The following is a 26,756-nucleotide window of genomic DNA, read 5'->3' as shown; positions in this document are numbered from 1 at the left end:
CAATTTTTTAACACATAAAAAAGCTGGAAGCTAATTAATTTGGTTAGCTTCCAGCAGATTTTAGGAGTTGCTGTATAAATTGCAAATTTATCTAGCAGAAGTAATCCTATCTAGGAGAACAAGGATTACTGATTTTAAAAAGGGCAAGAACTATAAGTTCTACCAGCTACGATAACAGTTAAACCACTACTTCTACTCTTTTTTCTTACTACTTTTGGGTTGGTTCAAGCAACACCATCCCTAGTATAGAAAGTTGTTCGAAGTTTTCACCACCACATGAAAATTCGCTAGAGAGCATTAAAGGTTAAGATTGGCAGGTGCCAGCATACCAAACTTATCTTTGCTCAAACTTTCTCGAAAAAAGAACTACTAGTAATAGTTAGCTTGTTCGTCTTGCTGTAGGATTTAGTGAATTCCCCAAACACTAAGTGCTTCAGCAATAGCACTCAGTTGCATAGGTTTCATAGTCAGATTATCATCGATTTTATCGATGACCTCTATTTAAGTAGCTATATTTAATGTATAAGATTCCATCACTGAAAATTTGCCATTTTGGCAGAATTTAGTGATTAATTTACATCTCCTGTAAAACTTGCCGAATGTTATCAGATGTCACCTCATCTGTAACTGTCACTACACCAATTTGTGTTGGTAAAACAAACCGCACTTTACCATCTTTAACCTTTTTATCTAATTGCAACGCCTCAATAATCCCTTCAATATCTAATCCGACTGGTAATTTTGTCGGTAAACCGGCTTTCTCAATTAAAGCATTTTGACGGTCTGTATCTTCTTGTTGCCAAAGTCCCAAATTTACAGCAATTTGTCCAGCCGCTACCATACCGATACCTACTGCTTCTCCATGTTTGAGTAACCGATAGTTAGTTAAGCTTTCCACCGCATGACCAATGGTGTGTCCATAATTCAAAATTGCCCGCAGTCCGCCTTCCTTCTCATCTTTACCCACAACATCAGCCTTGGCTTGGCAAGAACGAGTTAAAATAGCATCTATCAATTCCGGTTTGATGTAGCGGAGTTGGTCGAGGCGTTGACTCTCTTCTAACTGGCTGAATAATTCCGCATCCCAAATTACACCGTACTTAATTACTTCTGCCATGCCTGCCCTCAATTCTCGCACAGGTAAGGTTTTTAATACTTCGGGATCAATTAAGACAAATCGCGGCTGATGGAACGCACCAATCAAGTTTTTCCCGTGGGGATGATTCACACCTGTTTTACCACCAATAGCCGAATCGACCATTGCCAAGAGTGTAGTAGGTACTTGCACCACATTAATCCCCCGTAGCCAAGTAGCGGCGGCAAAGCCAGTCATATCCCCAATTACCCCTCCCCCTAACGCCACCATCGTTGAGGAACGTTCTAGGCGATTTTCTAGGGCAATGTCGTAAAGTTTCTGAATAGAGTTAAGGGTTTTGTAGCGTTCCCCTGGTGGTAGAGAATAGCTGGCTACTTGAAAACCAGCCGATTCTAGCGAATCGACGGCAATTTTGCCAAAATGTTTAAAAATAGTGGGATTGGATACTAATAATACTTTCTTGCCCAGTTTTAACCCAGCCAAACTTTGACCCAACTGCTCTAAACTTGCAGATGAGATCGCAATCTCATAGGACTGCGTTGGTAAATTCACATTAATTAAAGAAGTCATTGCCCAAACCCCAACAAGCGCCGTGGGCTGTATTCTACCTCATTCTGGGAAGTCCAGGGGAGGACATATTTTTATCCAAATACAAGAATTATTGACTATTTTTGCGTTTATGGTACTTGGTCGAGTTCGTTTTGAATATTTGTCTTAGCCTAAAACAATCAGGACTAAAGTCCTAACTAAGAACTTACTACTCAACTCCACACTTCAGTTAAATCCAACACAAACCCCGGTAAAATATTTTCGTCTGACAAATTGACAGGATGATTCAATACTTCTACATCCTGACCTGGGCGATAAACTTCTACCTGTTGATTTTTGCGGTCAATTAACCAACCTAAACTAGCGCCATTGTCTATGTATTCTCTCATTTTGGCGCGTAACTTATCTATAGAGTCATTTTTAGAACGTAGTTCTAGCACGAAATCAGGACATATTGGGGCAAAAGTCTCCTGTTGTTCTATACTGAGAGCATCCCATCGGTCTTGACGTATCCATGCTGCATCAGGAGAGCGATCGCTACCATTAGGAAGATGAAAACCACTGGAAGAGTCAAAAACTATTCCTAATTTATTCTGGCGATTCCACAACCACAATTGTCCAGCAATATCCAGATTTCTGTATCCTGTATCGCTCCCAGTAGGAGGCATAACAATCAACTCTCCCGTAGCAGTTCGTTCTAATTGTAAATCTCTATTAGCCAGTGCTAATTCAACAAACTGCTCATGAGAGAGTGTTAGCGTTAACGTAGGTGGAATATTGACGGCAAGTGTTGGGGATAAGTTAGTTTGTGTCATTTTACCGTCCTGAAACTAGAACCAAAATGCTACAGCAGGCTAAACTAGTTTCTCTTCTAGTTAGTTCCAGATTAACATTCACGCAAACTGTTGTTGAACAGGAGTGCAGGGAAAACAACAAAGGAAAATAAAATCCCTACCGCTTACTAACTGTTAACTATGGACTATTGACCAATGACCAAAAATTGATGATTCAATAGAGTTAGTAAAGTATTGTGGAGAAAAATAAATGTTGGCAATAGTAGCTTATATTGGCTTTTTGGCTTTGTTCACCGGGATCACTGTAGGTCTGCTGTTCGGTCTGCGTTCTGCTAAGGTACTGTAATCTAACAATCCTAAATCCTTTGTGAAAAACTAGATCCCCGACTCTTTAAAAAGTCAGGGATCTGCAACAATTACGAATTAGTTGCTACAAAATTTGGTCTTTTGGCTGGAGGACGCATTTCCAAGCCTAGTAGGTTGAGCATTTCCTGGTCAGCATCGTAATCTGGACAGGGAGTTGTCACCGTCAGCATTTTATTGTCATCGCTGGAGAAAATGGAATTTGCTCCCGCCATAAAACATAAGGCTTGTTCAACTTGGGAAAGCCTCGCCCTACCAGCACTCAAACGTACATCCGAAGTGGGCATAACTATACGTGCAGTGGCAATCATCCGTAATATATCCCATATAGGTACATCGGGCTGATCTTCTAAGGGTGTGCCTTCTACTTGGGAGAGAATATTAATCGGGACTGATTCAGGGTGAGGATTGAGGGTGGCTAAAGTTTGCAACATAGCTACGCGGTCATCGATGCTTTCACCTAAACCAAGAATGCCGCCAGAACATACGGTAACATTAGTCTGTCGGACATTTTCAATTGTGTTTAGGCGATCGCCATAAGTTCTCGTGGTGATAATTGTGCTGTAATAATCAGATGATGTATCCAAATTATGATTATAAGCATACAACCCTGCTGTCTCTAACTTTTTCGCTTGTTCTGTAGAGAGCATTCCCAGAGTACAGCACACTTCCAAACCCATATCTGTAACATCTTTGACCATTTCTAAAACTCGGTCAAATTGAGAATTATCCCGCACTTCCCGCCAAGCCGCACCCATACAGACACGACTGACACCCTTTTGTTTAGCATTTTGGGCAATTTCTACAACCGTTTGCTTATCCAGGAGTGCTTGGGGCTTCACTTCAGTTTGATAACGAGAAGACTGGGCGCAGTAACTACAATCTTCTGGACAGCCACCTGTTTTAATCGATATCAGCTTACATACTTGTATTTGTTGAGAATTATGAAATTGCCGATGTACACTAGCAGCTTGATAAATCAACTCTAGTAATGGCGTGTCATATACTGCGCGAATCTCTGCTTGCTGCCAATCGTAGCGTATTCTTCCCACCGACATCAGTATAGTATCCTTCTTCTAGTATTAAGAACTGGGGACTGGGCTATTACAGTCAACAGTCAAAAGTCAACAATCAAAACCAATCTTAAAACCGCACCTTGTACAAATCAAAAAATTCCCCTGGTTGTCGCCCAACTACTTTAGCACTAGCAGCGTTAATTGTTTTTTCCCACTCAGCCACAGGTTCTAAAAATACTTCCGCACCTAAATAAGTTTCCAAAACTGCCCAATCTTCAGCTTGATGGTGTTCTGCGTTGAGGATATCAAAGACAAAATGTCCCCCTGGTTTTAGCACACGCTTGACCTCTTGTAATACAGATGTCCAATATTCCAGGGGAAAATAGCAACTGAATCCTGTGGCGATCGCCAAATCAAAATAAGATGGTGTGTAGTTTAGCTGATGAGCTGCCCCTAATTCCACCCCTTTAAACAGCTTGGAATTCAACTGCGAACCACGAGAATTGAGGGTATCCCGTGCTACATTACTGATTTCTTGCCCATAAAACAACGCTTGCCAATCTCGCCAAGGATAAATCAAAAAGCTGACTCCACAGCCAATATCCAAACAGTGCTGATTCTTTTGGGGTTGGGCAATTTCCCAGAAAGGAGAAGCAATTTTTCCTGCCAATATACCAGAAATCCACTCTTGATAAATCGGCATTTCCTTTACTTCTGCTGGTAGTTCCCAGGATTGATTTTGATACTGTTGGTTAAAGCGATATGCTACCTGTGCTACCCTTTGTTGCCATTTATCTGAACGATTGGTGTTGTTTGTGTAAGAATTTTGTGAAGTAGACAGATGGCTTTGAGATGACTTTTGAGACATTAGGGCTATATAGTTCCTTAAAGTTATGGTGAATACGAAGTAAAATCGGATAAGTATTCAATCAAGGTGGTTTTTCTGAAACAAAGTGTTTATATGAAGGATGTAAGATTTTTCTACAAAAAATTCTGGTTGGAGCTAACCTAAGAGTATTTTGGATGGTAAAAGTAAGAAAAATCTGACTACTGAATACAATATATGGGAAGCAATTGAAATTTATACCCCAGGGATAAATGCTTATGTTACAGTCGAGTGTCTAAAACCCTATCTGAAGAAACAATTTTTAATTTTTAATTTTTAATTGTTTACCAGTTCCTCACAATTAGGAATTAGTAGTTATCTGCTCCGTCAGGAATTAAGACTCAGGACTCAAGACTATCTATGTTAGCAGGCCAAATTTTACAGGGTGGAAAATACACCCTCATCCAAGAAATAGGACGTGGTGGCTTTGGCATTACGTTTAAGGCTATTCATCACTACTTAGGACAAGAGGTAGTAATGAAAACCATCAACGAACGGCTAAGACAACATCCTGATTTTGCGAAGTTCGAGCGTCAGTTCCAAGATGAAGCCAGGAGACTAGCTACTTGTATCCATCCTAATATTGTTAGAGTCAGCGACTTTTTTGTTGAGGATGGACTACCTTACATGGTAATGGAGTATATCCCTGGAGAAACCTTAGGAGATGCTTTTGTCTTACCAGCGATACCCTTACCAGAAGAAAAAGCAATTCATTACATCCGCCAAATTGGGGCAGCATTGCAGGTAGTACACAACAATAGTTTGCTACATCGGGATGTGAAACCAGATAATATTATCCTCCGCCAAGGTACACAGGAAGTAGTACTGATTGATTTTGGCATAGCCCGCGAATTTAATAGCGGTGTGCGACAAACTCATACAGGTATAGTATCTGAGGGCTATTCCCCTATAGAACAATACTTAACTCAAGCACCACGCACACCCGCCACAGATGTTTATGGTTTAGCGGCAACTTTGTATGCACTGTTAACAGGACAAGTTCCCATACCAGCATTATTGCGCGATCGCGAACAAATGCCAGCCCCCCGCGAACTACAACCCCATCTCAGTGCAGCAGTTAATCAAGCCGTCATGCGCGGTATGGCGGTAGAATCACGCTTTCGCCCCCCAACAATTGCAGAATGGTTGCGATTACTACCAGGTAGTGGCGTAAATTTGCCAATTCAACTATTACCCACTCATGCAGTGCCAACTATTGATTTATCCGTGCATCTGCAAGAAAACTTTTCTGGGGTAAAGAAACGCCGTCTTGTAAAGAAACCATCACCCCTGAAAAATTTCGCGTTAATAGCTTACAAGCATGGTGCTTCTAAAGTTTTACTAGGTGTCAGTATAGCTTTAGTTGCAGCTACAGCCGGATTTAGTGTCACCAGCTTATTTTCTCACTCTCAGCCACAGCCAAATGCAAAACCCCTGTTTGAAGAGCGCCCAATGAAACCGATAGGCGGAAAAGCCAACACTAATTCTCCTCAAGAGCAAGATAATACTAGACAAAATTATCAAACTGCTTCCCCAAACGAAACTACACCCGTCTCAACTTCCAGGCGCCGCAGGCGCAGTCTAAATAACCAACAAACAGAATCTTCCAATAACAACAGCAGTTCTCCAGAACAATCACCACAACCTAATTCCAGAGAATCACAACGCCCTAGTTCTCAACAGCCTGCTATTTCACCTAGCACTTCTCCCACACCATCCTTAGTAGAAACACTGCGCGAAATACGTTCATCTCGCAAAGCAAATCCAGCCAACGCTACAAACACCACCCCGTCTTCCACCACCCCCCAAGTGGAGCCACAATCAAGTCCTGTAGTTGTTCCAGCACCAGCCATCGAACCGAAAAATTCGGATGGTTCTGTAGTCGTTCCAACTGTGGAAGTGAAACAAAATTCATCTACTGATAGCCAAACTCAAACGCCCTCACAAAAAAACGAAAAATCACCAGATAATACACAAATTAACAATTATTAACACTTTAATTCCAAATTGTTCCCTAGATTGAGTTGACGCAAGGAAACCCAACGTTTTTAAAACAACGGGTTCATTAAATATTTCTATGTTCAGAAATTCACCAACAGTATTCGCCACTTGCTACAAGCGAGGGGACACTTTTCAGCAGTCGCTCATGGGAACGGGATATTACACTCGATCCAAAACCAACTGACACGAGTATCGCAATAAATAAGTCTAAAGACCAAAAAATATTTTATTAAATTAATTAGTGTATTTAAAATAACGCCAATAAGATTTATCGTTTTCATTATTGACCTATATTTTAAATGTTATTAGACTCACAAGATTAAAAAATAACAATTACTTAGTATTTTTTATATATGATACTGTTAGTAATCTAGTGTAGAATTTGTTGCATATATATTGTCAGGTAGTATAAATTAGATTATTGTATAAATTAATAATTTAGCTCTATACTGTTCGTTTAATTGAATAGAAAGTATTGAGTAAGGGAAAATACATTAAGAAAGTCCCAAATAGCCTAATTACTTCCTTTTTTATTAACCGTACAGTATAGAATCTAACTTATAGATAATGATACCGTTTTGCATGAAGTCTTCTGTTTAGTTGAATTTACACAAGACTATAAGGGCTTGCTGGCATGAGACTATCTGAGTTAGATCCACTCATACCGCTTATTCATTTAAAAGAAGAACTCCTTAAGTTACCAAAAGGCTACTCATTTTATGAAGAAGAAGTTGTAGATTTTCTGTCTCGACGAAGATGGACTGAGAGCGATCGCCGCATTGACCGCACAACATTCTGGCGTTGGAGAAATGATAACGGAATTGAACACCAAAAAGTATTCAGCCGATTGGATGTTCTCAAACTCTGCCAAATTTGTGACCATTATCGAGTCGATGGTACCCGCACTGAATATTTGGAAATCATGAAGAAGAAAAAAGAGCTAGCGTTAAATAAATAACGTCAGTACTTAGCTATCAATTCAAGTACTGGTAAACTTAGCTTATCTGTGATAGGACTAGGTTTGTTAGTTGGTAAAAATGCAATTTTTCAAGCTAGCAAATGCAAAAGCTTGAATTAGGGGAATTTTTCAATTCCATTATTAATTCATTGGTAAAAAAACTGTGGTGTAACCTAAAAGTCTACACCACAGTTTTTTTTAATTGCTGATATAGCGAATAATGGCAACAATAAAAATTGTCTTATATCTCAGGTAAGAGAATGAATAGGTCTAATATATTTCTGAAGTTTTGATTAAAACACTCTAGAAGTATGAGGCTTTTACTAAACCATTTACAGAAGATCAATGCAGTGTGATTAATTTATTTTAAAAAGTTGTAATACTGTTATGTTCTCCATTGGAGATTATGTACTTAATCAACAAACTGGTCATTTAGGAAAAGTTGTTGGTTACGGAAACCATCCTATTAATCATGTAGATACGGTGACATTGAAAGTGCTTGTGGCTGAAAGTGCTAATTCGCAAAAGCGAGTATTTGTAGTGGAAGATCGAGTTTCAGCATGGATTAGGTGGTCAGTAGCCTCTTAATTCCACCTTATAGGAGATAACGATGGTGCAAGATTGTATTTTTTGTCTACAAGAGGCTGCTTTACAACTACTACGCAAAAAGCAATTATTCCCTACAAACCCAAATGATTGTTTTGTTAATCCTCCCTGTGGATGTCATAACCCTGGTAAAGAAATCCAGTGTGAAGACTGTACGCACTTAGAAGCTTGTTTGTCTAGTTTTAAAACAAGAGGGAACAAGTAGAAGCGAAAGTAACTATTGTTACTTGCCTTCAGCATTTAGAACTGAATAATAATTTATCGAGATTGCCTAATGTTGCTGCTATTTGGCAGTTTTTCTTGAGAAATCAAGAGGTTGTAGTTATACTGTCCTGGTGATAAATTACCTATGTGTAATAAATACCTTCCTGGTTGCCAAAAACCGGACAGTTCGGCTTTACTTCCTGAGTAACTATCCGCTAAGACACAGAACCGTCCGTCAGGACCATCAATAAACAATGTGGGTTTACCAGGACCTTCAACAGTTAATCGTAAATAAGGTAGCGCCTCTGTAACTTGGATAATTTGATTGGGTTCAGTCCCGACATGGCCGCAATTACTTTTGACTGAGCCTTCAGACTGACCACGTAAAACTAGTGGGTCTGAGGGTAACTTTCTCCTGATTTGAATCGATGGTACTTGAGCAAAATTAGCTTCGGTTGATGCCAAGATCATGACCAAAGCTACAGGAAGAACTTTCAACAGCCTAAACATTTTCATATAAATTAATGCTTCTGACTATTTATAGAGCATTTTTTATAGATATAAATTAAATAGTCTAAGCTAAGAGACGTTGCCAATCCGGCTATGTTCCAAAATAGATTGTATAAAATTTTATCTACTAAGTTAATGAATATATGGCTAAATGTTAAAGATTAGATAAAGTGTCTAATTAAGACGATAGCTCTCTTGAAAATAGGGACTAGGAATAAGCGATTATTCACTAGAGGCTAGGAATATGAGAATACCAAAACACAAATTGTCTAATTTCTCTAACAAAAACAACGTTCCTTAAACCTGTGAGGGGAGTAGGGGTAGGGTATGGGAGTTGATGAAACTATGATTTTTTCCTTACTTTTATAGTCATCACTCATTGCTTGGTTAAAAACCTAAACTGATCCACGGCTTACCCTGGCTACTCTGTCTCTTTATAAGTCCCACCCATTCCCTTTGATGTTAACCGAGGTAAAAAAGATCAATGAATCCTCAACCAGATGATGATTTGCAGCGTCGTCTCCAACAGCTAGAGGCACAAATGAATTCCCAGCCTCCAGCGCCAGAAAAAAATTCCCCATTGAGTTGGCTAAATTGGAACCCTAATTTTCAGAAATTACAACTCTGGTTTAAGGGCTTATCAGGTACGAAGAAAGTTGTAGTTGTTGGTGGTTCAGTAGTCTTAGGTATAGCGATCGCCCAAATGGTTTTGAAAGTTGTTGTATCTGCAATATCTTTGGCACTGTTAGCTGGCTTAGTGTATCTTGGATACAAATTTTTTGTATCCGGCAATTCTCAAAATAAGCAATAGTCTTGTCTTATGGCAGTTGTCAATTACATCAAGTACACCCTAGCTTATAACCTCTAAGAGGTATACCTGAGCAAAATCAGAAACGCTATATGTTAACCATGTCGGAAGCGGCAAAAAATAACTTTTAAAGGGAATTATTTAAATGACGACCCCAATTGTTAAAAAAATTCATAATCAACCTAGCAAAAATCTGGCAAAACCAAATTCACTACCCCTGACAACAAGACGGTTAGCCGCTTGGGTGACAGAGATCACTTTGCTGGCGACAACAGGCTTAGTTCCCTTTGGCCTTGGTGTATACATCAATTCCAGAAGTGATATTAATCGAGTACCGCTTCACCCTGCATTGATAGTTACAGAAAGAGCGATCGCCAGACCTTTGGCATTACCGGCAGACTACGGCATTCGTAATGTAGCTTGGCCGACGAATTACTTATGGATGTTAGCCTTGTTAGCACCCACAACCATTTCGTGGTGGCAATTATACTTACTAGCAAAAACAGGGAGTACTCTTCCTAAGCGTTGGTTTGGCATTAAGGTTGTGAACGAAGAAGGTACTCCCCCAGGTTTAGCCGCCGTAGCAGTACGAGAAGGTATTGGTCGCTGGACTGTACCTATGTCCGTCGCCTATATTCTCTGGCGTTACAGTTTTGCCTTTCCCAACTTGGGATTGTTTACATCATTAGCTGTATTAATGGTCATAGGGGAAGCCTTAGCCTTACCTGCGCGCCGGGGACGGAAAGCTTTGCACGATTGGTTGGCAGGGACTTACGTAATAGATGCCAATCGTCCCGCACCATCCGTAGATGTAGCCGCTAGTGGCCGAAGTTTGTCTACTGTTAGTCATCAGACAGAACAACAATTAGAGGGAAATGCCACATTAGCGACAACAGCAATGGCGATGAGCTACCCCCAACCAGAAGCGATGATCTCCAACCGACCGGAGGTCATCGCTACAGACAACAGCAATTTGCTTTCCCTGTGGCGACGAATGCAGCAAAACCCCAGCCTCACCTTATTTGGGGTCGCACTCACAAGCATGACGGCGGTACTGGCTACTCTAATTGGTACTCAAGTTTATATCCAAGCCCAACAAAGCCATCAAGAATCGCAAAAAATTAATAGTCAGCAGTTTCTAGCACTAGTTCAACAATTAAGTCCTGAGTTTGGAGCTAGCATTGAAGACCGCCAGAGGACAATTTTGGCTTTAGGTAGTCTCAATGATGCCCAGTCTATCCAGTTTTTGACGGATCTGATGGTGAAAGAAACTGATCCCATCCTTCTCGATACCATCCAACAAGCACTCACCAGCATAGGAACCGCCGCCATCCCCGAATTACAAAACAAAAACCAGTTTTTGGCTACAGAGTTAGACTCTATTGGTAGCGCATCACAAGAACGAGAAACTCGGCAAAAACGTTTACAAATCAACCAGCAGACAATTAACAAAATTCTCAATGTTTACAGTGGTAAAACCTTAGGGCTTGACCTCAGTCGTACTCAACTAGGTCAAAGTGGTACTCCGGGTATTTCCTTCTTTAACTTGGTTTTAGAAAACATTGATTTATCAGGGGTTAAGTTTAAATCTGCCAATCTCAACCAAGCTAGTTTTAAGGGTAGCCGTTTTCGTGGTGTTGGTGAAGATGGACGTTGGGATACATACGACGATGCGATCGCTGATTTAAGCCAAGCGCAGATGAAACAAGCCAACTTCACTGATGCGAACCTCAGTCGCGTTGTCATGACTCGCAGCGACTTAAGCCGCGCCACCCTCAACAGAGCTAATTTATCGAATGCACGTTTAATTGGTGCTAACCTCAGCAGCGCTCAATTAGTAGGAGCCGATCTGCGGGGTGCAGTTTTAGAAAATGCCAGCTTAACGGGGGCAGATTTAGGTGATGCTAAATTGCAAGAAGCTAACCTCTATGGTGCGCGTCTCGGTCGAGTCATCGCTATAGGCGCTCAATTGTCCTTTGCCAATTTAACTAAAACCGATTGGCAAAGCTCAGACCTTTCTGGTGCTGATTTTGAACGAGCTAATCTTAGTAATGCTGACCTCAGCGCCACTCGAATGACAGGTGCGATTTTACGCTCCGCTAAATTAGAAAATACCAATCTGCGAAATGCAGATTTGAGCCTTGTAGATTTACGGGGAGCCAATGTTGCAGGCGCTGATTTTAAAGACACTATTCTCACACCGAGCAGACAAGATCCAGCAGATCAATTCGTACAAACTCCAGAACTAGGCTCAGTATCTGCGGTAGTTAAAGGAGTAGATTTTTCTCAAGCCAAAAATTTAGATGGTAAGCAATTAGCTTACATTTGCACTCAAGGTGGTATTCACCCACGTTGTCCGTAGTCATTTGCGGGTGTAAGTATAAGGGTGTGAGGAAAAATTCTTCATATCTTTATACTCTTCTTTCATCAGAAAACTTCCATACCAAGAGACTTTCAAGCCTGTTCCCTTTTCTCTGTTCCCGATTCCCTGCTATATTACCCATGACCTATGACCAGCAACAGCGATAACATAAGTATTCAAAGGAACCTTGAAAATCCAAGATGGTGTGAGGAGTCGGGTGATGAAGTATTTACCTTATTTAGTTGCAGTTTTGGGAATTAGTTCTGCTTTGAGTCTTGTTGTCAACACTCAATCAGCACAAGCTCAAGTCGCATACGGTAGCTATGTGGGTGTTGGTCCGACCATTGGTTTAACGGATAGTATCCAAGTTGGGGGAGTACTGGCTTTTCGCTACAAACTTCTAGAATCACCAATTTCCTTCCGCGCTCAAGCTTTAGTAGGGCAGAATACCGCCGTTGTACCTACAGTTTCTTATGACTTACCCTTAAATTGGCAAACAGATGCTTACTTAGGTGCTGGGTTAGTGTTGACTGGTGGTAATAGCGCCTCTCCCGTAGGCGATAAAATTAGTTTTGCCCTACAACCAGGTATTGATTACGTCGTTCCTAATAGTAATACGGTGCTGTTTGGTAATGCCATCATCGCTTTTGATGCTTATCGTAATGGTGGCGGTGCGGCTGTCTCTGTACAAGGTGGTGTAGGTTTACGCTTTTAAAGATTGTAAACATTGGTGTTACTATTAAGTGAATGTTCGGTTCTGGTGGGGAGCAGTCACTAGAGGTAACGGGGAAAGTATGCCTGTGGTATTCCGTAGGCTAACGGTGTAAATCCGGCGCTGTCCCGCAACTGTGAAGGAAAGGCAAATTTTTTGACTTTCTCAGTCAGAACACCCGCCGAAATCTCCTCTTATTATCAACATCTGCGAGGTACGGATGACTACTAATAATACCGTGGGTGTGGCGGAACACACCTTATTTGTCTGCAAAACCTGCGCTAGTGTTTGGCAAGATGGTAAACGCGTAGGTGAAAGTGGTGGTCAAAAACTCTTAAACGAACTTCAGCAGCTAGCACAAGACTGGGAATTACGAGATAAATTCCCGATTCAAGAAGTTGAGTGTATGAGTGCTTGCAACCGTTCTTGTGTTATTGCTTTTACCGGCAAAGGTAAATTAACCTATATGTTTGGGGATTTAACTCTAGATAACAGTGCTTCTGCTGTGCTGGAATGTGCTAGTAAATACTATGAGCAAGCAGAAGGTTTACTACCTTGGTCAGAACGCCCTGAACCGTTGAAAAAAGGAATTCTGGCCAGGATTCCAACCTTACCCGTCAACAACTAGGGCGTATAGAGTATTAATGTTAATTTTGAATTGTGAAGATGCGCCTTTTAATTCTGGGTGGAACTGGTGATGCAGCCAAACTAAGTGCCAGAGTTGCAAATATCCCAGGTATTGAAGCGATCGCATCTTTAGCTGGTCGCACCCGTGAACCTTCTGTCCCATCTGGTCATGTCCGAGTAGGAGGTTTCGGTGGTGCGTCTGGTCTAGCTGAGTATCTACGTCAGATGGGAATCGATGTATTAATTGATGCTACTCATCCCTTTGCCACCCAAATTTCTCACAATGCGGCGGTGGCGGCTGATGAAGTGGGGATACGACGTTTAATGTTAATCCGTCCACCTTGGGAGAAAGTATCAGGTGATCGCTGGATTGAAGTTGATAGTACAAGCGCCGCCGCCGCTATTTTAGAAAATCAAGCAAAAAGAGTATTTTTAACTGTTGGTAGACAAGAACTCGCAGCTTTCGCCCATTTGCAAGCAATCTGGTTTTTCATGCGGATGATTGACCCTCCGGCTACTGATGCTTTAGTGCCAACCGGAATGATATTGTGCGATCGCGGCCCCTTTGCCCTTGTTCAAGAAAGGGAAATCCTCATTCAACACAATATTGACACCATCGTTAGCAAAAATAGTGGTGGTAATGCCACCTACGCCAAGATTGTAGCAGCGCGAGAACTAGGTGTACAGGTTGTTATGGTAAATCGTCCAGCTGTACCAGCAGGTGAACAAGTTACAGAAGTTGATGCTGCGATCGCCTGGCTGCTAGAACAATTCTCTTTAGAAACATAGGCGTTCAGTCCTAGACTATCGCCTCATTCTTCATCTTGATACAAATCTTGTAGCCCTTGTACTTGAGTGCGTCGGGAAGTTCGACGATATTTTTTACTTTCAAGTTTGGGTTCGTACTGACTTTGACCTTTACCTTTTGTTTTTAGCTTCAAGGTAGATTCGGGATCAGCTTGTTGGTGAAGATAAGTTTGGCGATCGCTCGCATCTGCTAAAAATTCTAGATAATGTTCGTATCGTTCCCATTCACCCCGCACAACACAATCTGGTTCATCTCGATGCAGACAGTCATTAAACCGACAACTAGCAACTGCTAAACGTTCTCTGGCTTCTGGGAAATAGTGTATTAATTCTTCTGGACTACAATCCAAATCAGGCTGATTAAAACCCGGTGTATCCGCCAACAAACCACCATTGGGTAACTCAAATAATTCTACATGGCGGGTGGTATGACGACCACGAGCCAGTTTACCGGAAACTTCCCCCACTCGCAGGTTAATGTCGGGAATCAGAGTATTAATCAAGCTTGACTTACCTACACCAGAAGGGCCTGCAACTACAGTGATTTTCTTGTTCAGATATTTGGCTATTTGGTCAATATTGATTTGATTTTGGACGCTAATAAATAGTGGTTGATAACCCCAAGCTAATAGGCGATCGCTAATTTGTTCCTGCACTTCTGGTGAAACTAGATCGCTTTTATTCAAGCATAAAACTACATCCAGACTAGTAGATTCCGCTTTAACCAGAAATCGACTGAGTTGATAGGGTTCTAGGGGAGGGTCAGCCACCGCAAAAACTAGCAGAATTTGGTCAGCATTGGCGATTGGCGGTCTATCTAGCTGGGTTCGCCGTAATAAAACATCGGCGATCGCTCCCCGTCCTCCAGCCCAATCTGGTTCCTCTACGACCACGCGATCGCCTACCATCACCTGTTGACCGATTTTTTTCAACCGGGTTCGGCGAGTACATAGGAGGAGAGGGGGCAGGGGGCAGAGGGGCAGAGGGGAATCCAAATGCACTTTCTCCCTTGTTCCCTCCGAAGTTCCGATCACCAAAGGTGGGGCTTCGCCCATCGGAGGAAGCCTCCGCTCGGACTTCTCTCTGCTCCCCTGCTCTCCTGCCTCTTGGTCTAGCTGTACTTTGTAAAAATTTGCTTGCACGGCTAACACCGTACCGATGAACTGTCCAGTGGTTAAAACTTTCATTGGGCAGTTAGAGGACGGCGAATTAACAAAGAAAAATAGCCAGTACAATCTGTAATTTGTTCAACCTGATAACCTGCCATTGTCAGGCTATCAGGGACTTGCTCAATTGGCTCTCCTGGGTCTAGCCAGACTTCCAGTAATGCTCCTGGGGGCATTTTCTCCAGACGGAGTTTTGTCCGCACAAAGTTAATCGGGCAAGGAGTGCCACGGAGGTCAAGTTGACCATCAGAAGTTGATAAAGAAGAGAGCGTCATTACTTAAACAAATTTCCCAAGAATCCTTCTAGACCACCTTTCCCAGTGCGGTCTCCCTTAATTTTAGCCAGCTTCTCTAGCAGTTCTCTCTCCTCAGGGATCACTTTAGTCGGAATATCAATTAACACTGTTAATAGATGATCTCCCCGGCTAACGGGATTACCCAAGCGAGGTACACCACGATTTTCCAGCTTCATCACCGTATTTGGTTGAGTACCAGCCGGAATAATCAATTCAACAGGCCCATCTACAGTGTTTACTTCCAATCTACAACCTAAAATTGCCTGCAAGTAACTAACTTTGATTTCCGAGATGACATTAATGCCATCACGTTGAAATTCTTCGTCTTCGTTGACAAACAAATACACATATAAATCACCAGGGGGTCCACCACGTTGACCAGCATCACCTTCCTGGGATATACGTAAGCGTGTGCCATTATCCACACCAGGGGGAATGGTAATTTTCAGTTTTTTGGTAACTTGGTTGGTTCCCTTACCATCACAGGTATCACATTTGTCTTCGATTACCATACCCGTACCATTACAGGTAGGACAAGTTGAGACTTGAGTAAAGCTACCGAATGGCGTTCTTGTGACACGACGGACTTGACCAGAACCGCTACAAGTTGAACAAGTACGTGGACGAGTCCCTGGTTTCGCGCCCGAACCACTACAGGTTTCACAGGTTTCTAGATGGGAAATGCGAATTTCTTTTTCCCCACCAAATACTGCTTCCCGAAAGTCTAACTTCAGGTCTAGCCGTAAATCATCACCCCGCGCTGGGCCGCCGCGTCTCCTTTGCTGTGTTGGTCCACCCATACCACCAGCAAAACCACTGAAAATGCTTTCAAAGATATCGGCAAAACCACCCATATCGCTCATATCTTGGAAGCCAACACCAGCACCTGAAACACCTTCAGGGCCGAAGCGATCGTAACGCGCACGGGTTTCCGGCTCAGAAAGTACTTCATAAGCACGGTTAATTTCCTTAAAACGCTCTTCGGCTCCCGGTTCTTTATTCACATCAGGGTGATATTTCCGGGCTAGACGGCGGTAGGCTTGTTTGATTTCTTCTTTGTCAGCGTCACGAGCAACGCCTAGAATCTCATAATAGTCGCGGGCCATATAGCAAAGGTAAAGGTTAGGAGGAAGACAGCAATAGGCAGTAGACACCACAAGGGCAACTTGCCGGAAAATAGATAGAAGGCAAAGTTAAATTATGTTAATAACTGATTTTACCTTTTACTCTTTACAAAAATCACCAACAAGTCAAGTAATGAGTACTTTCCTGGTAGAACCGAAAAAAGCTACCGAAGTTGGGAGCAGAGAAAGCATAACTTTGGTATCTCACTGCCAAGTCGGCTGCCTCTTTTACAATTGTGCTACGTACTACGGGAAAACCCTGCTTATGAACTAGAGGGGCTAGCCGCACCATTAGGTGTGGAAAACCCCCCATGCTAGTTAGTGTTGAGTACTGAGTAACAAGTACTCGGTAGATAATCTTACTCATTCAGCACTCATTACTCAGTACCCAGCATTCAGCACTACTCCTTAATCTATCGCTTCATAATCAGCCTGTGCTGTACTTTCGTCATCAAAATCAAAATTAAATTGTGGGATTAAGGTTCCACTGATCGTGTGTTCTATGTCTAAGGGTAACGAACTATCAGATATTACCTCTACCTCATCACCATTTTGAGTGTTAGCTCGTTGGTAAACATCAGCACCGATAGAAAATAGAGTTTGTTGGAAATCATCCAAGCATTGTTGAAATTCTTTAAGAGAAATGGCAGGATTCGTCATTACAGTCTGGACTTGGGCAAATTTTTCACTTGCTAAAGCTTTCATTTGGTCGCCAATCAATTCACCATTATCTTTTAAAGTAGATTCATAAATTATCAACAGATTATCTGCTTGGTTTTTCAGTTCAACTAGTTCTTTGCGTTTTCTATCTTCTTCGGCAAACACTTCGGCTTCTTGCCGCATCCGTTCTACTTCATTGGTACTTAATCCACCAGTATTAGTAATTCTAATACTTTGTTCTCTACCTGTGCCTTTATCTTGGGCAGCAACCTTGAGAATACCGTTGACATCAATTTCAAAAGAAACTTCGATTTGTGGAACACCACGGGGGGCGGGAGGAATGCCTGACAACAGAAATTTGCCCAGGCTCTTATTATCCCGTGCCATTGCTCGTTCACCTTGGAGGACTTGAATTTCTACCGAGGTTTGCCCATCAACAGCTGTGGAAAATACTTGAGATTTGCTTGTAGGAATTGTGGTGTTACGTTCGATGATTTTAGTAAATACTTCTCCCAAGGTTTCAATTCCCAGAGATAAGGGAGTGACATCCAATAGCAGCAGATTATCAACTTCCCCGCCTAGTACACCAGCTTGAATAGCTGCACCCAAAGCTACCGCTTCATCAGGATTAACCGAACGGTCAGGGGCTTTACCATTAAAAAACTTAATTAAGGCATTCTGCACTGCGGGAATGCGAGTGGAACCACCTACCAAAATAATCTTATCTATGTCTTGTGCTTTTAGGTCTGCATCTTTAAGAGCTTGAATCATTGGCTCAATGGTAGCTTCAATTAACTGCCCCACCAATTCTTCAAACTTAGAACGGCTGAGTTCCATTTCTAGATGCTTTGGCCCAGTTTCATCAGCCGTAATAAAAGGCAAGTTAATTGAGGTACTTGCCATGCTAGAGAGTTCAATTTTGGCTTTTTCGGCTGCTTCTCGTAGGCGTTGCAACGCCATTTTATCTTGGGCGAGGTCAATTTTTTCTTGTTGTTGGAAGCGTTCAATCATCCAACTGACAACACAGCCATCAAAGTCATCACCGCCTAATTGATTATTACCGCTAGTGGCTTTGACTTCAAATACTCCGTCGCCCAACTGTAGGATTGATACGTCAAAGGTTCCTCCGCCCAAATCAAACACTAAAATGAGCTGCTCTTGGTCTTGTTTTTCTAATCCAAAGGCTAAAGCAGCAGCAGTTGGTTCATTGATAATTCGTAAAACTTCTAGCCCCGCAATGGTACCAGCGTCTTTAGTGGCTTGTCTTTGGGCATCAGTAAAATAAGCAGGTACGGTAATTACTGCTTGTGTTACAGCTTCACCCAAAAAATTTTCTGCATCCTGTTTGAGCTTTTGCAGGATCATGGCAGATATTTCTTGGGGTGTGTAGTTGCGTCCGCGAATCTGTACATCAACAGTATCGTCTCGACCTTTGACACAGCCATAAGGTACACGATCGCGTTCTATTTCCGTATCTTCCCAACGACGACCGATAAACCGCTTAATACTGAAAATCGTGTTTTCGGCATTAGTCACAGCTTGGCGTTTTGCTAGTTGACCGACTAAGCGATCGCCACTTTTTCCAAATCCCACAATACTCGGTGTAGTTCGCCCACCTTCAGAATTAGCGATCACTATTGGTTGACCACCTTCCAAAACCGCAACACAACTGTTTGTAGTGCCTAAGTCGATCCCAATAACTTTTCCCATACGTAAGTATTTATATTGAGTGCTGTTGCCGTAATTTTACGCGGACTATCTTTGTTTGGGTACGGATTTAGGCTGACTCTAACGGCAGAAGGGTATTCAATTTTGGATTTTGGATTTGCGATTTTGAATTGAAAACCAATCTAAAATCCAAAATCTAAAATCTAAAATTCTTAGTCCCTAACAATGCTCGCCTCTGCTACAACCCAAGCACTATTGGTCAGCGAGGCGAGCTAATACAGCTTAACTGTCGGCTGGACTCGACTGATCTTCTTGTGCAGGCGGTGTATCTTCCTTTGGAGCAGCCACCTTGACCATTGAATGGCGCAGCACGCGATCGCCCAAGTAATATCCGCGCACTAACTCTTCTAACACTGTTCCTTCAGGATGTTCATCCGTAGGTTCCCGCATTACTGCTTCATGAAGGTTGGGATCGAAGTCTTGTCCTTCGGGGCGCATTGGTGATACACCTAAGCGTTTCAGGGAATCTACGAGTTGTTTATAAACTCCTTGATAACTTTTGTGAATTGTCATTTCGCCATCGGATTGTGGCTTCAGGTGCGATCGCGCCCGTTCAAAATTATCGACTATGGGCAACAATTCCAAAATTGTGTTTCTCTTCACCTGTACGTCTAGCTCTTCTTTCTCTTTTTGAGTCCGTTTGCGGTAATTTTCAAAATCTGCCGCAATCCGCATATATTGCGTACTACGTTCTTCTAACTGTGTTTTGAGGGAATTGATTTGTTGAGTCAGTTCAGCCAAAGCGGCTGTATCAACTTCCGGTGTCTGTGTTGCAGCGAAGCTATTATCTTCTGTAAGTGTAGTGTCTCCCACTACATTAGTTGGAGTTGCCACTTGCTCAGTCACTTCGCTAGCAAATTCGTTAGTGTTAATTTCGGCTGGGGATTCACTCATAATTACTTGCTTTACCTCTGTTGATTCACCCAATTGCTGGCTGGTATTGTTTACCTGTTTATTTTCGTCGATCATTGTTCAAGTCTACTCATCCCAAATGCGATTTACAGCAGTATTTCACCACAATGAACAACCCTTGTAGTTGATGGCTGTACACTGAGACTGATTTTTCCCTGAAATCTCTCTGGAAATGTTGTCACCGTCATCTTAATTTTTACAAATGGTGAACCAGTTAGCGTAAACATTATAGGGGCGGTATTCCGAACGAGGAATCAAATCAAAAATCAAAAATTTTTCTCTTATCCCTCCACACCTACTCCTTTCATAAAGTTTTGGCTGGAATTTACTCAGTGTAAATGAAAATTTTATATCTCTGACTGGGAATACTCTAAGCAGAGGTTTTTCCTACTCATTGCTCACCTATGACTTACTCGTCACCACAACGGCGCAGTACCGCTCTTACTACAAGAACAGAGTTTTCGCCTTTCGGTAACAAGCTAGTACAATCTGGCTACGCTAATACCGAACAGATGAGACAGGCGCTGATTGAAAGTCGCAAGTCTGGTAGACCCTTAACAGAAGTTTTGGAGTCAATTACAGGGCGACAACTATCACCTGAGTACCTCAGGCAATACAAGAAACAGCAATTATTTGAATTGAAAATACTATACGGTGTTGAATACCTCGATCCTGAGGTCAACAATATCGGTAGTACGATGGTGGGTAATCTGATTGAAACTCTCATCCCAGTTGATATCTGCCGTCGTCATCGTTTAGTCCCACTATCCAAGAATGATGAACAAACGCCGCCTTACGTTTTAGTGGCGATGGTTGCTCCAGACAATCTGGAAGCGTCAGATGATCTAAACCGCATCTTGCGCCCACAAGGTTTGGCATTACAGCGTATGGTTATCACCCAGGAAGATTACCAACAGCTAATTAATCAATATTTGGATGAATTGGCTGTGCGACAAAAGCACCTGGAACAGGAAAAATTTACAGATATTAATCAGGATTTAGAAAATCTCGGTAGTCTCGACCTAGAAGAGGCTCCTGACGATATGGAGGCTGATTTAGGTGCAGCGATGAAGGGTGCAGAAGATGCCCCAGTTATCAACCTCGTCAATAGAATTTTGGCGAAGGCTCTGCACGATAAGGTTTCTGATATCCACATTGAACCGCAGGAAGAAAACCTCCGCATCCGCTTCCGTAAAGATGGTGTACTGCGAGAAGCGTTTCCTCCCCTACCGAAAAAAATTATCCCTGCGGTAACAGCCAGATTTAAAATTATCTCCAATTTGGATATTGCCGAGAGACGTTTACCCCAAGACGGACGCATCCGCCGGATGTTTGAAGGACGTAAGGTGGATTTCCGGGTGAATACCTTACCCAGTCGCTACGGCGAAAAGGTAGTACTGCGGATTTTGGATAACTCTTCTACGCAACTGGGACTCAATAAGTTAATTACTGACCCAGAAACATTGCAGATTGTCCAAGATATGGTGAGTAAGCCTTTCGGTTTAATTTTGGTGACAGGGCCTACTGGTTCTGGTAAAACAACTTCCTTATATTCGGCACTGTCTGAGAAGAACTCACCAGGGATTAATATCAGTACTGTAGAAGACCCGATTGAATACAGTTTGCCAGGGATTACCCAGGTACAGGTAATTCGGGAAAAAGGGCTAGATTTTGCGACAGCATTACGGGCTTTTTTGAGACAAGACCCAGATGTGTTGCTGGTGGGTGAAACACGAGACAAAGAAACAGCGAAAACAGCGATTGAAGCTGCTTTAACCGGTCACTTGGTATTAACTACATTACACACCAACGATGCCCCAGGAGCGATCGCTCGTTTGGGAGAAATGGGTATTGAGCCGTTCATGGTTTCCAGTTCTTTGATTGGGGTATTGGCACAACGTCTAGTGCGGCGTGTGTGTAGTGAGTGTCGTATCCCTTACAACCCAACATCAGAGGAATTAGCTCGTTATGGGATGACTGCTTCTCAAGAAGTGTCAGTTACTTTCTATAAAGCTAACACTGTACCAGCAGAAGCGATCGCTGAAGCCAAAGCTAAAAATCAGCTTTGTCCAGCTTGTAACGGTGTCGGCTACAAAGGGCGTTGTGGTGTTTATGAAGTGATGCGGGTTACAGAAAACCTGCAAACTTTAATTAACGAAGACGCACCAACAGAACGGATCAAAGAAGTAGCTGTAGAAGAAGGGATGAAAACCTTGCTGGCGTACAGCTTAGACTTAGTTCGCCAAGGTGCTACCACCTTAGAAGAAGTGGAACGGGTGACATTTACAGATACAGGTTTAGAAGCTGAGTTAAAAGCTAAACGCAAGACTGGTCTTACCTGCCGGAGTTGTAACGCCCTATTACAACCAGAATGGCTAGATTGTCCCTACTGTCTGACACCCCGTTTTCAAGATTCGTAGAGACGTAGCATTGCTACGTCTCTACATTTTTTGAATTTTGCAGAAAGTGCGGTCTTGAGCAAAGCCCCAGAAGAGCAACTTTTCAAGACGAATTTTGAAGTTTGAATTGGAGCAAAGCGACCCTATGGAAATGATGATTGAAGATTTGATGGAGCAGATGATTGAAATGGGTGGCTCGGATCTGCACTTATCCGCAGGTCTACCTCCCTACTTCCGAATTAGCGGTAAACTCACACCCATAGGCGAAGAAGTACTGACCGCCGACCAGTGTCAAAGACTGATTTTTAGTATGCTCAATAACACCCAACGTAAAACCCTAGAGCAGACTTGGGAGTTAGATTGTTCTTATGGTGTTAAGGGTTTAGCTCGCTTCCGGGTCAATGTTTATAAAGAGCGTGGTGCTTATGCTGCTTGTTTAAGGGCGCTCAGTTCCAAAATTCCTAACTTTGAAAAATTGGGTTTGCCAGATGTAGTACGGGAAATGTGTGATAAGCCTAGAGGACTAATCCTTGTCACAGGGCCAACAGGTTCAGGTAAAACAACTACGTTGGCAGCAATGATTGACTTAATCAACCGCACTAAAGCTGAACATATTTTAACAGTAGAAGACCCAATTGAATTTGTATATGAACCAATTAAAAGCTTAGTTCACCAAAGACAATTAGGCGAAGATACGAAAAGTTTTGCTAATGCTTTGAAAGCAGCCTTACGTGAAGACCCAGATATTATTTTGGTTGGGGAAATGCGTGATTTGGAAACTATTTCTTTGGCAATTTCCGCAGCAGAAACCGGACATTTAGTCTTTGGTACACTACACACTAGTTCAGCTTCTCAAACTGTTGACCGGATTATTGACGTTTTCCCTCACGAAAGACAAACTCAAGTGCGGGTGCAGTTATCTAACTCTTTAGTAGCAGTATTTAGTCAAACATTAGTGCCAAAGAAAAACCCCAAGCCCGGCGAGTATGGTCGTATCATGGCACAGGAAATCATGATTGTTACTCCTGCTATTTCCAACCTAATTCGTGAAGGTAAAACCTCACAAATTTATTCAGCAATTCAGACTGGAGGTAAGTTAGGAATGCAGACTTTAGAGAAGGTTTTAGCTGATTATTATAAAGCAGGAAACATCTCATTTGAAGCAGCAATGTCTAAAACCTCCAAAGCAGATGAAATTCAACGCCTTATTGGCCCTTCTGCACCACCCCCAGGATCTAAAACTGGATCTGTCAAAACACATTAAAAAATTAGTCAATAGTTATTAGTAATAACTATTGACTAACGACTATTGAATCATGATTAAATTTGAATTGATATATGCCGACATTTATTGCCCGTGTTCGAGATACACAAGGAAAAACCAGAAGCGAGAAAGTTGTGGCTGAATCTTTGGCGCAAGCGCGGACTAATCTCAGAGATCAGGGGTTCGTCATTCAAGAACTTAAACAGTTTCAAAGCTTTGGAGCTAATTTCGATTTTCAAAAATTTCAGAATTCCTTTGTCAAAGTTACTGTAAAGGAAAAGGCAGTTTTCTCTCGACAACTTGCTACTTTGGTGAATGCGGGAGTAGCAATTGTCCGAGGACTGGGAGTATTAGGTGATCAGTGTACCAATGCTAAACTCAAACAAGCTCTAACTGATATTAGTAATGATGTTCAAAGTGGTGTAAATCTTTCAGATGCCATGCGTAGACATCCTGATTGTTTTGATGGTTTGTATGTCAGTATGATTCAAGCCGGGGAAGTGGGTGGTGTTTTAGATGAAGTGCTGAACCGCCTAGCAAAATTATTAGAAGATATGGCTAGGTTACAGAACCAAATTAAGTCAGCCCTAGCTTATCCTGTGGTGGTTGGTATTTTAGCAACTGGTATTTTTGTCGGAATGACTGTATTTTTAATTCCTATTTTTGCGAAAATCTTCCAAGAATTAGGAACAGAATTACCTCCACTAACTGCATTTTTAATGACTTGTAGCCAAATTTTGAGAAGTTTGTGGTCTTTAGTAATTATTGCTGGGATTGTCGGCTTCAAATTTGCCTATTCACAGTATTATAAAACTCGTGTTGGGAGGGAAACAATTGACCGACTTTCTTTAAAGATGCCTTTATTTGGTGACTTAATTCAAAAGTCTTCAGTTGCTCGTTTTAGTCGCACCTTTGGTTCTTTGACTCGTTCTGGTGTACCTATTCTTACTTCTTTAGAGATTGTGCGAGATACATCAGGAAATCAGGTTGTTGCTAATGCTATTGATGCGGCACGAGCCGAAATTCAACAAGGAGGTATGATTAGTATTGCTCTCCAAAAAGAAGCGGTTTTTCCACCAATGGCAATTCAAATGATTAGTATTGGCGAAGAAACCGGGGAATTAGATGGAATGTTGATGAAGATTGCTGATTTCTATGAAGATGAAGTTGAGCAAGCAGTAAAAGCATTAACCAGCGTTTTAGAACCGATTATGATTTTGGTTCTAGGGGGTATGGTGGGGACAATTCTATTAGCGATGTATTTACCACTGTTCAAAGTATTTGAAACTTTGGCATAGATAAGACATAAGAAAATTTAATTTTTTGAATTTTGAATTGTTAAGCTTGTGCAAAAATCTGACTATGAAGCGAGCTTGGCAGAGTATAGCAATCATCAGGCAGCGATCGCACTACTCAAGCAACACCGTCCATACTTGGAAATGATCCCTAGTCTGCGTCGTCCTGATGAAAGTGTCATAATAATCCCTCTGCCAATCGTTTACCTGCGTAATTCTGTATCTGCAACTACACAGGCGACTTGTTTACCCTGCGATGTGGCTATTATCATGTGTGACCCCGAATGGAAAATCAAAACAGGAGCCGAAATTCTACTATTTATTCATCGACCCCATGAAGACTTTTCTGATTTGTTGGGACGTTGGCGACAAACTCAAGTTTTGCTACACCAAGATTATGAATGGTTAATGCCCCTTCGTCACAGTCATATTTTAAGTGAAGGGGCTGATACTGTATATCCTTTATTTGTGGTTTTTAATGAAAGATCTGAACGTATTCAACGCGGTCTTATAGGTACAGAATTACCATTTGTGATTCAAGCACCATGTTCGCTAATGGAGGAGGACAGAGATCAAGAGGGGCTAGAAGCTAGAGGTTAGCGTAAAGAGGGAATAATGAGTTTTAACAGTTACTAAGCGCAGGGTTTCCCGGCTTCAAGAAACTTTTCTCTGCTTGAAATCCTGCGTTCCTCTACGTTTAAAATCAAACTAAAATTAGGAATGCTTCCTTTTAGCCCACATTCCCCAGGTTTGCTCCTTTTTCTCACCCTTGGCATTATTTATGTAATCGCCATTGACGTGGAACGAACTCGAATCAAGGTACAGGCTGTCCATTTTTACACCGGAATTACTTGCTGTACAAAGCGCCACCGTCACAAATACTTCGGTTAGTCCAGCCTCATATAGTTTGTCCAATACTCGATCCAAACGGTCATCATTTAAATGTTCTGGGCGTATGCCTTCTCCTAATAAATCTTCTCCTCATAAATGCTCTGTAGCTTTACTTACAAAAAAATTTCAAATAAGTATAATGGCGCACTGATAAACCCAAGTTCATTCAAAACCATCGCTTTGACATCTTGACCTGCACTGATTATTTCTTGAGGTGAGTTCCCAGCAGTCGGTTAATTTGTTCTACTAGGTTCATCCCATCACATATGTCTGCGACTATACCGCAGTGGTCAATATCCTGTATCTTTATATCTAATGGTGATGCTGTCATGCTTCTAAAATGCAGCATTTACAATCGCACCTGGGGAATCTGGGTTTTAGTCTTTACTAAATTGAAGTCTATTGAAGTCTGAAGTTATACCATTTTGGATTTTAGATTTTAAATTTTAGATTGAAAACTGCTTGATGTATCTGGGTTTTCTTCGTCTATCTGTCGCCATCGTTTTTTAAATTGGTATTAAAAATCAAGTATTTAAAATTCTTCTATTTGGGTCTTTGCGCCAAGAAAGCCAGTACTGCCTTACAGGATTGATAACAAAATTATACTCTTTATTGCAATACCTTTGCCAAATTACGAGGGTTCAACGCCCGTAGAAACGGGATGAATACGTCCTAAAGAAGTAAGCTTGGCAAAAATCTGGTTTAATAAAATAGGCTCAGGA

The 26,756-nt window shown here is 41.9% G+C and carries 23 protein-coding genes, 1 pseudogene and 1 riboswitch; of the genes and pseudogenes, 13 read left to right on the top strand and 11 right to left on the bottom strand.

The window, feature by feature from the left end:
- Positions 1 to 574: 574 nt before the first annotated feature.
- Together aroB and H6G18_RS17185 are read right to left on the bottom strand one after the other, a co-directional pair.
- Complete coding sequence (gene aroB / locus H6G18_RS17190) at positions 575 to 1,666, bottom strand: 3-dehydroquinate synthase (protein ID WP_190408316.1); 1,092 nt, start codon at positions 1,664 to 1,666, stop codon at positions 575 to 577.
- A 191-nt stretch (positions 1,667 to 1,857) separates the two neighbouring features.
- Positions 1,858 to 2,460, bottom strand: a complete 603-nt coding sequence (locus tag H6G18_RS17185) for a Uma2 family endonuclease (RefSeq protein WP_190408315.1) — start codon at positions 2,458 to 2,460, stop codon at positions 1,858 to 1,860.
- 229 nt (positions 2,461 to 2,689) lie between these two features.
- On the opposite strand from H6G18_RS17185, the gene petL reads away from it, so the two are divergent.
- Positions 2,690 to 2,785 carry a cytochrome b6-f complex subunit PetL gene (gene petL, locus H6G18_RS17180; protein ID WP_190408314.1) on the top strand — a complete coding sequence of 32 codons (96 nt, stop codon included), beginning with the start codon at positions 2,690 to 2,692 and terminating at the stop codon, positions 2,783 to 2,785.
- Between the two features lie 70 nt (positions 2,786 to 2,855).
- Here the strand turns inward: petL and bioB are convergent, their stop codons facing one another.
- Both bioB and H6G18_RS17170 read right to left on the bottom strand, forming a co-directional pair.
- A complete protein-coding gene (gene bioB, locus H6G18_RS17175) occupies positions 2,856 to 3,860 on the bottom strand; it encodes a biotin synthase BioB (RefSeq protein WP_190408313.1) in 1,005 nt (334 codons plus the stop codon).
- Positions 3,861 to 3,945: 85 nt separating this feature from the next.
- The gene (locus tag H6G18_RS17170) at positions 3,946 to 4,686 is read right to left on the bottom strand and encodes a class I SAM-dependent methyltransferase (protein ID WP_190408312.1); all 741 of its coding nucleotides are present in this window, start codon (positions 4,684 to 4,686) and stop codon (positions 3,946 to 3,948) included.
- Positions 4,687 to 5,064: 378 nt separating this feature from the next.
- Between H6G18_RS17170 and H6G18_RS17165 the strand changes: the two genes are divergently transcribed.
- The 3 genes from H6G18_RS17165 (at position 5,065) to H6G18_RS17155 (ending at position 8,251) form a co-directional block, all read left to right on the top strand.
- Positions 5,065 to 6,696: a serine/threonine protein kinase gene (locus H6G18_RS17165; protein WP_190408311.1), complete on the top strand. Its 1,632-nt coding sequence runs from the start codon at positions 5,065 to 5,067 to the stop codon at positions 6,694 to 6,696.
- Positions 6,697 to 7,339: 643 nt separating this feature from the next.
- Positions 7,340 to 7,663, top strand: coding sequence for a hypothetical protein (locus H6G18_RS17160; RefSeq protein WP_190408310.1), 324 nt, complete (start codon positions 7,340 to 7,342; stop codon positions 7,661 to 7,663).
- A gap of 387 nt (positions 7,664 to 8,050) precedes the next feature.
- Positions 8,051 to 8,251, top strand: a complete 201-nt coding sequence (locus H6G18_RS17155; RefSeq protein WP_190408309.1) for a hypothetical protein — start codon at positions 8,051 to 8,053, stop codon at positions 8,249 to 8,251.
- 276 nt (positions 8,252 to 8,527) lie between these two features.
- Here H6G18_RS17155 and H6G18_RS17150 read toward each other — a convergent pair whose 3' ends face one another.
- Entirely contained in the window at positions 8,528 to 8,989 is a 462-nt protein-coding gene (locus H6G18_RS17150; RefSeq protein ID WP_190408308.1) for a hypothetical protein, read from the bottom strand.
- A gap of 478 nt (positions 8,990 to 9,467) precedes the next feature.
- On the opposite strand from H6G18_RS17150, the gene H6G18_RS17145 reads away from it, so the two are divergent.
- The 5 genes from H6G18_RS17145 (at position 9,468) to H6G18_RS17125 (ending at position 14,281) form a co-directional block, all read left to right on the top strand.
- On the top strand, positions 9,468 to 9,794 hold the full coding sequence (locus H6G18_RS17145) for a hypothetical protein (protein WP_190408307.1): 327 nt from the start codon (positions 9,468 to 9,470) through the stop codon (positions 9,792 to 9,794).
- Positions 9,795 to 9,936: 142 nt separating this feature from the next.
- Positions 9,937 to 12,153, top strand: coding sequence for a pentapeptide repeat-containing protein (locus H6G18_RS17140; protein WP_190408306.1), 2,217 nt, complete (start codon positions 9,937 to 9,939; stop codon positions 12,151 to 12,153).
- Between the two features lie 220 nt (positions 12,154 to 12,373).
- Positions 12,374 to 12,868, top strand: a complete 495-nt coding sequence (locus H6G18_RS17135; protein ID WP_190408351.1) for a hypothetical protein — start codon at positions 12,374 to 12,376, stop codon at positions 12,866 to 12,868.
- A 20-nt stretch (positions 12,869 to 12,888) separates the two neighbouring features.
- Positions 12,889 to 13,065: riboswitch (cobalamin riboswitch) on the top strand.
- Positions 13,066 to 13,085: 20 nt separating this feature from the next.
- The gene (locus H6G18_RS17130) at positions 13,086 to 13,493 is read left to right on the top strand and encodes a DUF1636 domain-containing protein (RefSeq protein ID WP_190408305.1); all 408 of its coding nucleotides are present in this window, start codon (positions 13,086 to 13,088) and stop codon (positions 13,491 to 13,493) included.
- 38 nt (positions 13,494 to 13,531) lie between these two features.
- Entirely contained in the window at positions 13,532 to 14,281 is a 750-nt protein-coding gene (locus H6G18_RS17125) for a cobalt-precorrin-6A reductase (RefSeq protein ID WP_190408304.1), read from the top strand.
- Between the two features lie 23 nt (positions 14,282 to 14,304).
- Here the strand turns inward: H6G18_RS17125 and rsgA are convergent, their stop codons facing one another.
- The 5 genes from rsgA to grpE form a co-directional block, all read right to left on the bottom strand.
- Positions 14,305 to 15,486 carry a small ribosomal subunit biogenesis GTPase RsgA gene (gene rsgA, locus H6G18_RS17120; protein WP_190408303.1) on the bottom strand — a complete coding sequence of 394 codons (1,182 nt, stop codon included), beginning with the start codon at positions 15,484 to 15,486 and terminating at the stop codon, positions 14,305 to 14,307.
- Positions 15,483 to 15,740 (bottom strand): sulfurtransferase TusA family protein, encoded by a 258-nt coding sequence (locus tag H6G18_RS17115; RefSeq protein WP_190408302.1) that lies wholly within the window; start codon positions 15,738 to 15,740, stop codon positions 15,483 to 15,485. Before H6G18_RS17115 ends, rsgA begins: the two co-directional genes overlap by 4 nt.
- The gene (dnaJ, locus tag H6G18_RS17110) at positions 15,740 to 16,867 is read right to left on the bottom strand and encodes a molecular chaperone DnaJ (RefSeq protein ID WP_190408301.1); all 1,128 of its coding nucleotides are present in this window, start codon (positions 16,865 to 16,867) and stop codon (positions 15,740 to 15,742) included. The genes H6G18_RS17115 and dnaJ overlap by 1 nt, the downstream gene beginning before the upstream one ends.
- A gap of 426 nt (positions 16,868 to 17,293) precedes the next feature.
- Complete coding sequence (gene dnaK / locus H6G18_RS17105; RefSeq protein ID WP_190408300.1) at positions 17,294 to 19,255, bottom strand: molecular chaperone DnaK; 1,962 nt, start codon at positions 19,253 to 19,255, stop codon at positions 17,294 to 17,296.
- Positions 19,256 to 19,495: 240 nt separating this feature from the next.
- Positions 19,496 to 20,242 (bottom strand): nucleotide exchange factor GrpE, encoded by a 747-nt coding sequence (gene grpE / locus H6G18_RS17100; protein WP_190408299.1) that lies wholly within the window; start codon positions 20,240 to 20,242, stop codon positions 19,496 to 19,498.
- Positions 20,243 to 20,589: 347 nt separating this feature from the next.
- On the opposite strand from grpE, the gene H6G18_RS17095 reads away from it, so the two are divergent.
- From H6G18_RS17095 to H6G18_RS17080, 4 genes are all read left to right on the top strand, one after another.
- A complete protein-coding gene (locus H6G18_RS17095) occupies positions 20,590 to 22,605 on the top strand; it encodes a GspE/PulE family protein (RefSeq protein ID WP_190408298.1) in 2,016 nt (671 codons plus the stop codon).
- A 106-nt stretch (positions 22,606 to 22,711) separates the two neighbouring features.
- Positions 22,712 to 23,848 (top strand): type IV pilus twitching motility protein PilT, encoded by a 1,137-nt coding sequence (locus tag H6G18_RS17090; protein WP_449224090.1) that lies wholly within the window; start codon positions 22,712 to 22,714, stop codon positions 23,846 to 23,848.
- A gap of 74 nt (positions 23,849 to 23,922) precedes the next feature.
- Positions 23,923 to 25,146, top strand: coding sequence for a type II secretion system F family protein (locus H6G18_RS17085; protein ID WP_190408296.1), 1,224 nt, complete (start codon positions 23,923 to 23,925; stop codon positions 25,144 to 25,146).
- Positions 25,147 to 25,194: 48 nt separating this feature from the next.
- Complete coding sequence (locus H6G18_RS17080; protein ID WP_190408295.1) at positions 25,195 to 25,743, top strand: hypothetical protein; 549 nt, start codon at positions 25,195 to 25,197, stop codon at positions 25,741 to 25,743.
- A gap of 171 nt (positions 25,744 to 25,914) precedes the next feature.
- On the opposite strand, the pseudogene H6G18_RS17075 reads toward H6G18_RS17080, so the two are convergent.
- Positions 25,915 to 26,365 (bottom strand): annotated as a pseudogene (locus H6G18_RS17075) (DUF4277 domain-containing protein); the annotation flags it as partial.
- Positions 26,366 to 26,756: the final 391 nt, after the last annotated feature.

Source organism: Anabaena subtropica FACHB-260 (assembly GCF_014697105.1).
Classification (GTDB): domain Bacteria; phylum Cyanobacteriota; class Cyanobacteriia; order Cyanobacteriales; family Nostocaceae; genus Trichormus; species Trichormus subtropicus.
Note: the sequence above shows the minus strand (reverse complement) of the source record. Positions and strands in the feature narration are given on the sequence as shown.

Coding starts and splice junctions, on each gene's coding strand:
- grpE (WP_190408299.1), bottom strand. CDS start 20,242: ATGATCGACGAAAATAAACAGGTAAACAATACCAGCCAGCAATTGGGT.
- H6G18_RS17150 (WP_190408308.1), bottom strand. CDS start 8,989: ATGAAAATGTTTAGGCTGTTGAAAGTTCTTCCTGTAGCTTTGGTCATG.
- H6G18_RS17135 (WP_190408351.1), top strand. CDS start 12,374: ATGAAGTATTTACCTTATTTAGTTGCAGTTTTGGGAATTAGTTCTGCT.
- H6G18_RS17130 (WP_190408305.1), top strand. CDS start 13,086: ATGACTACTAATAATACCGTGGGTGTGGCGGAACACACCTTATTTGTC.
- dnaK (WP_190408300.1), bottom strand. CDS start 19,255: ATGGGAAAAGTTATTGGGATCGACTTAGGCACTACAAACAGTTGTGTT.
- petL (WP_190408314.1), top strand. CDS start 2,690: ATGTTGGCAATAGTAGCTTATATTGGCTTTTTGGCTTTGTTCACCGGG.
- H6G18_RS17140 (WP_190408306.1), top strand. CDS start 9,937: ATGACGACCCCAATTGTTAAAAAAATTCATAATCAACCTAGCAAAAAT.
- H6G18_RS17185 (WP_190408315.1), bottom strand. CDS start 2,460: ATGACACAAACTAACTTATCCCCAACACTTGCCGTCAATATTCCACCT.
- H6G18_RS17095 (WP_190408298.1), top strand. CDS start 20,590: ATGACTTACTCGTCACCACAACGGCGCAGTACCGCTCTTACTACAAGA.
- bioB (WP_190408313.1), bottom strand. CDS start 3,860: ATGTCGGTGGGAAGAATACGCTACGATTGGCAGCAAGCAGAGATTCGC.
- rsgA (WP_190408303.1), bottom strand. CDS start 15,486: ATGAAAGTTTTAACCACTGGACAGTTCATCGGTACGGTGTTAGCCGTG.
- H6G18_RS17155 (WP_190408309.1), top strand. CDS start 8,051: ATGTTCTCCATTGGAGATTATGTACTTAATCAACAAACTGGTCATTTA.
- H6G18_RS17085 (WP_190408296.1), top strand. CDS start 23,923: ATGCCGACATTTATTGCCCGTGTTCGAGATACACAAGGAAAAACCAGA.
- H6G18_RS17125 (WP_190408304.1), top strand. CDS start 13,532: ATGCGCCTTTTAATTCTGGGTGGAACTGGTGATGCAGCCAAACTAAGT.
- H6G18_RS17170 (WP_190408312.1), bottom strand. CDS start 4,686: ATGTCTCAAAAGTCATCTCAAAGCCATCTGTCTACTTCACAAAATTCT.
- aroB (WP_190408316.1), bottom strand. CDS start 1,666: ATGACTTCTTTAATTAATGTGAATTTACCAACGCAGTCCTATGAGATT.
- H6G18_RS17145 (WP_190408307.1), top strand. CDS start 9,468: ATGAATCCTCAACCAGATGATGATTTGCAGCGTCGTCTCCAACAGCTA.
- H6G18_RS17115 (WP_190408302.1), bottom strand. CDS start 15,740: ATGACGCTCTCTTCTTTATCAACTTCTGATGGTCAACTTGACCTCCGT.
- dnaJ (WP_190408301.1), bottom strand. CDS start 16,867: ATGGCCCGCGACTATTATGAGATTCTAGGCGTTGCTCGTGACGCTGAC.
- H6G18_RS17165 (WP_190408311.1), top strand. CDS start 5,065: ATGTTAGCAGGCCAAATTTTACAGGGTGGAAAATACACCCTCATCCAA.
- H6G18_RS17160 (WP_190408310.1), top strand. CDS start 7,340: ATGAGACTATCTGAGTTAGATCCACTCATACCGCTTATTCATTTAAAA.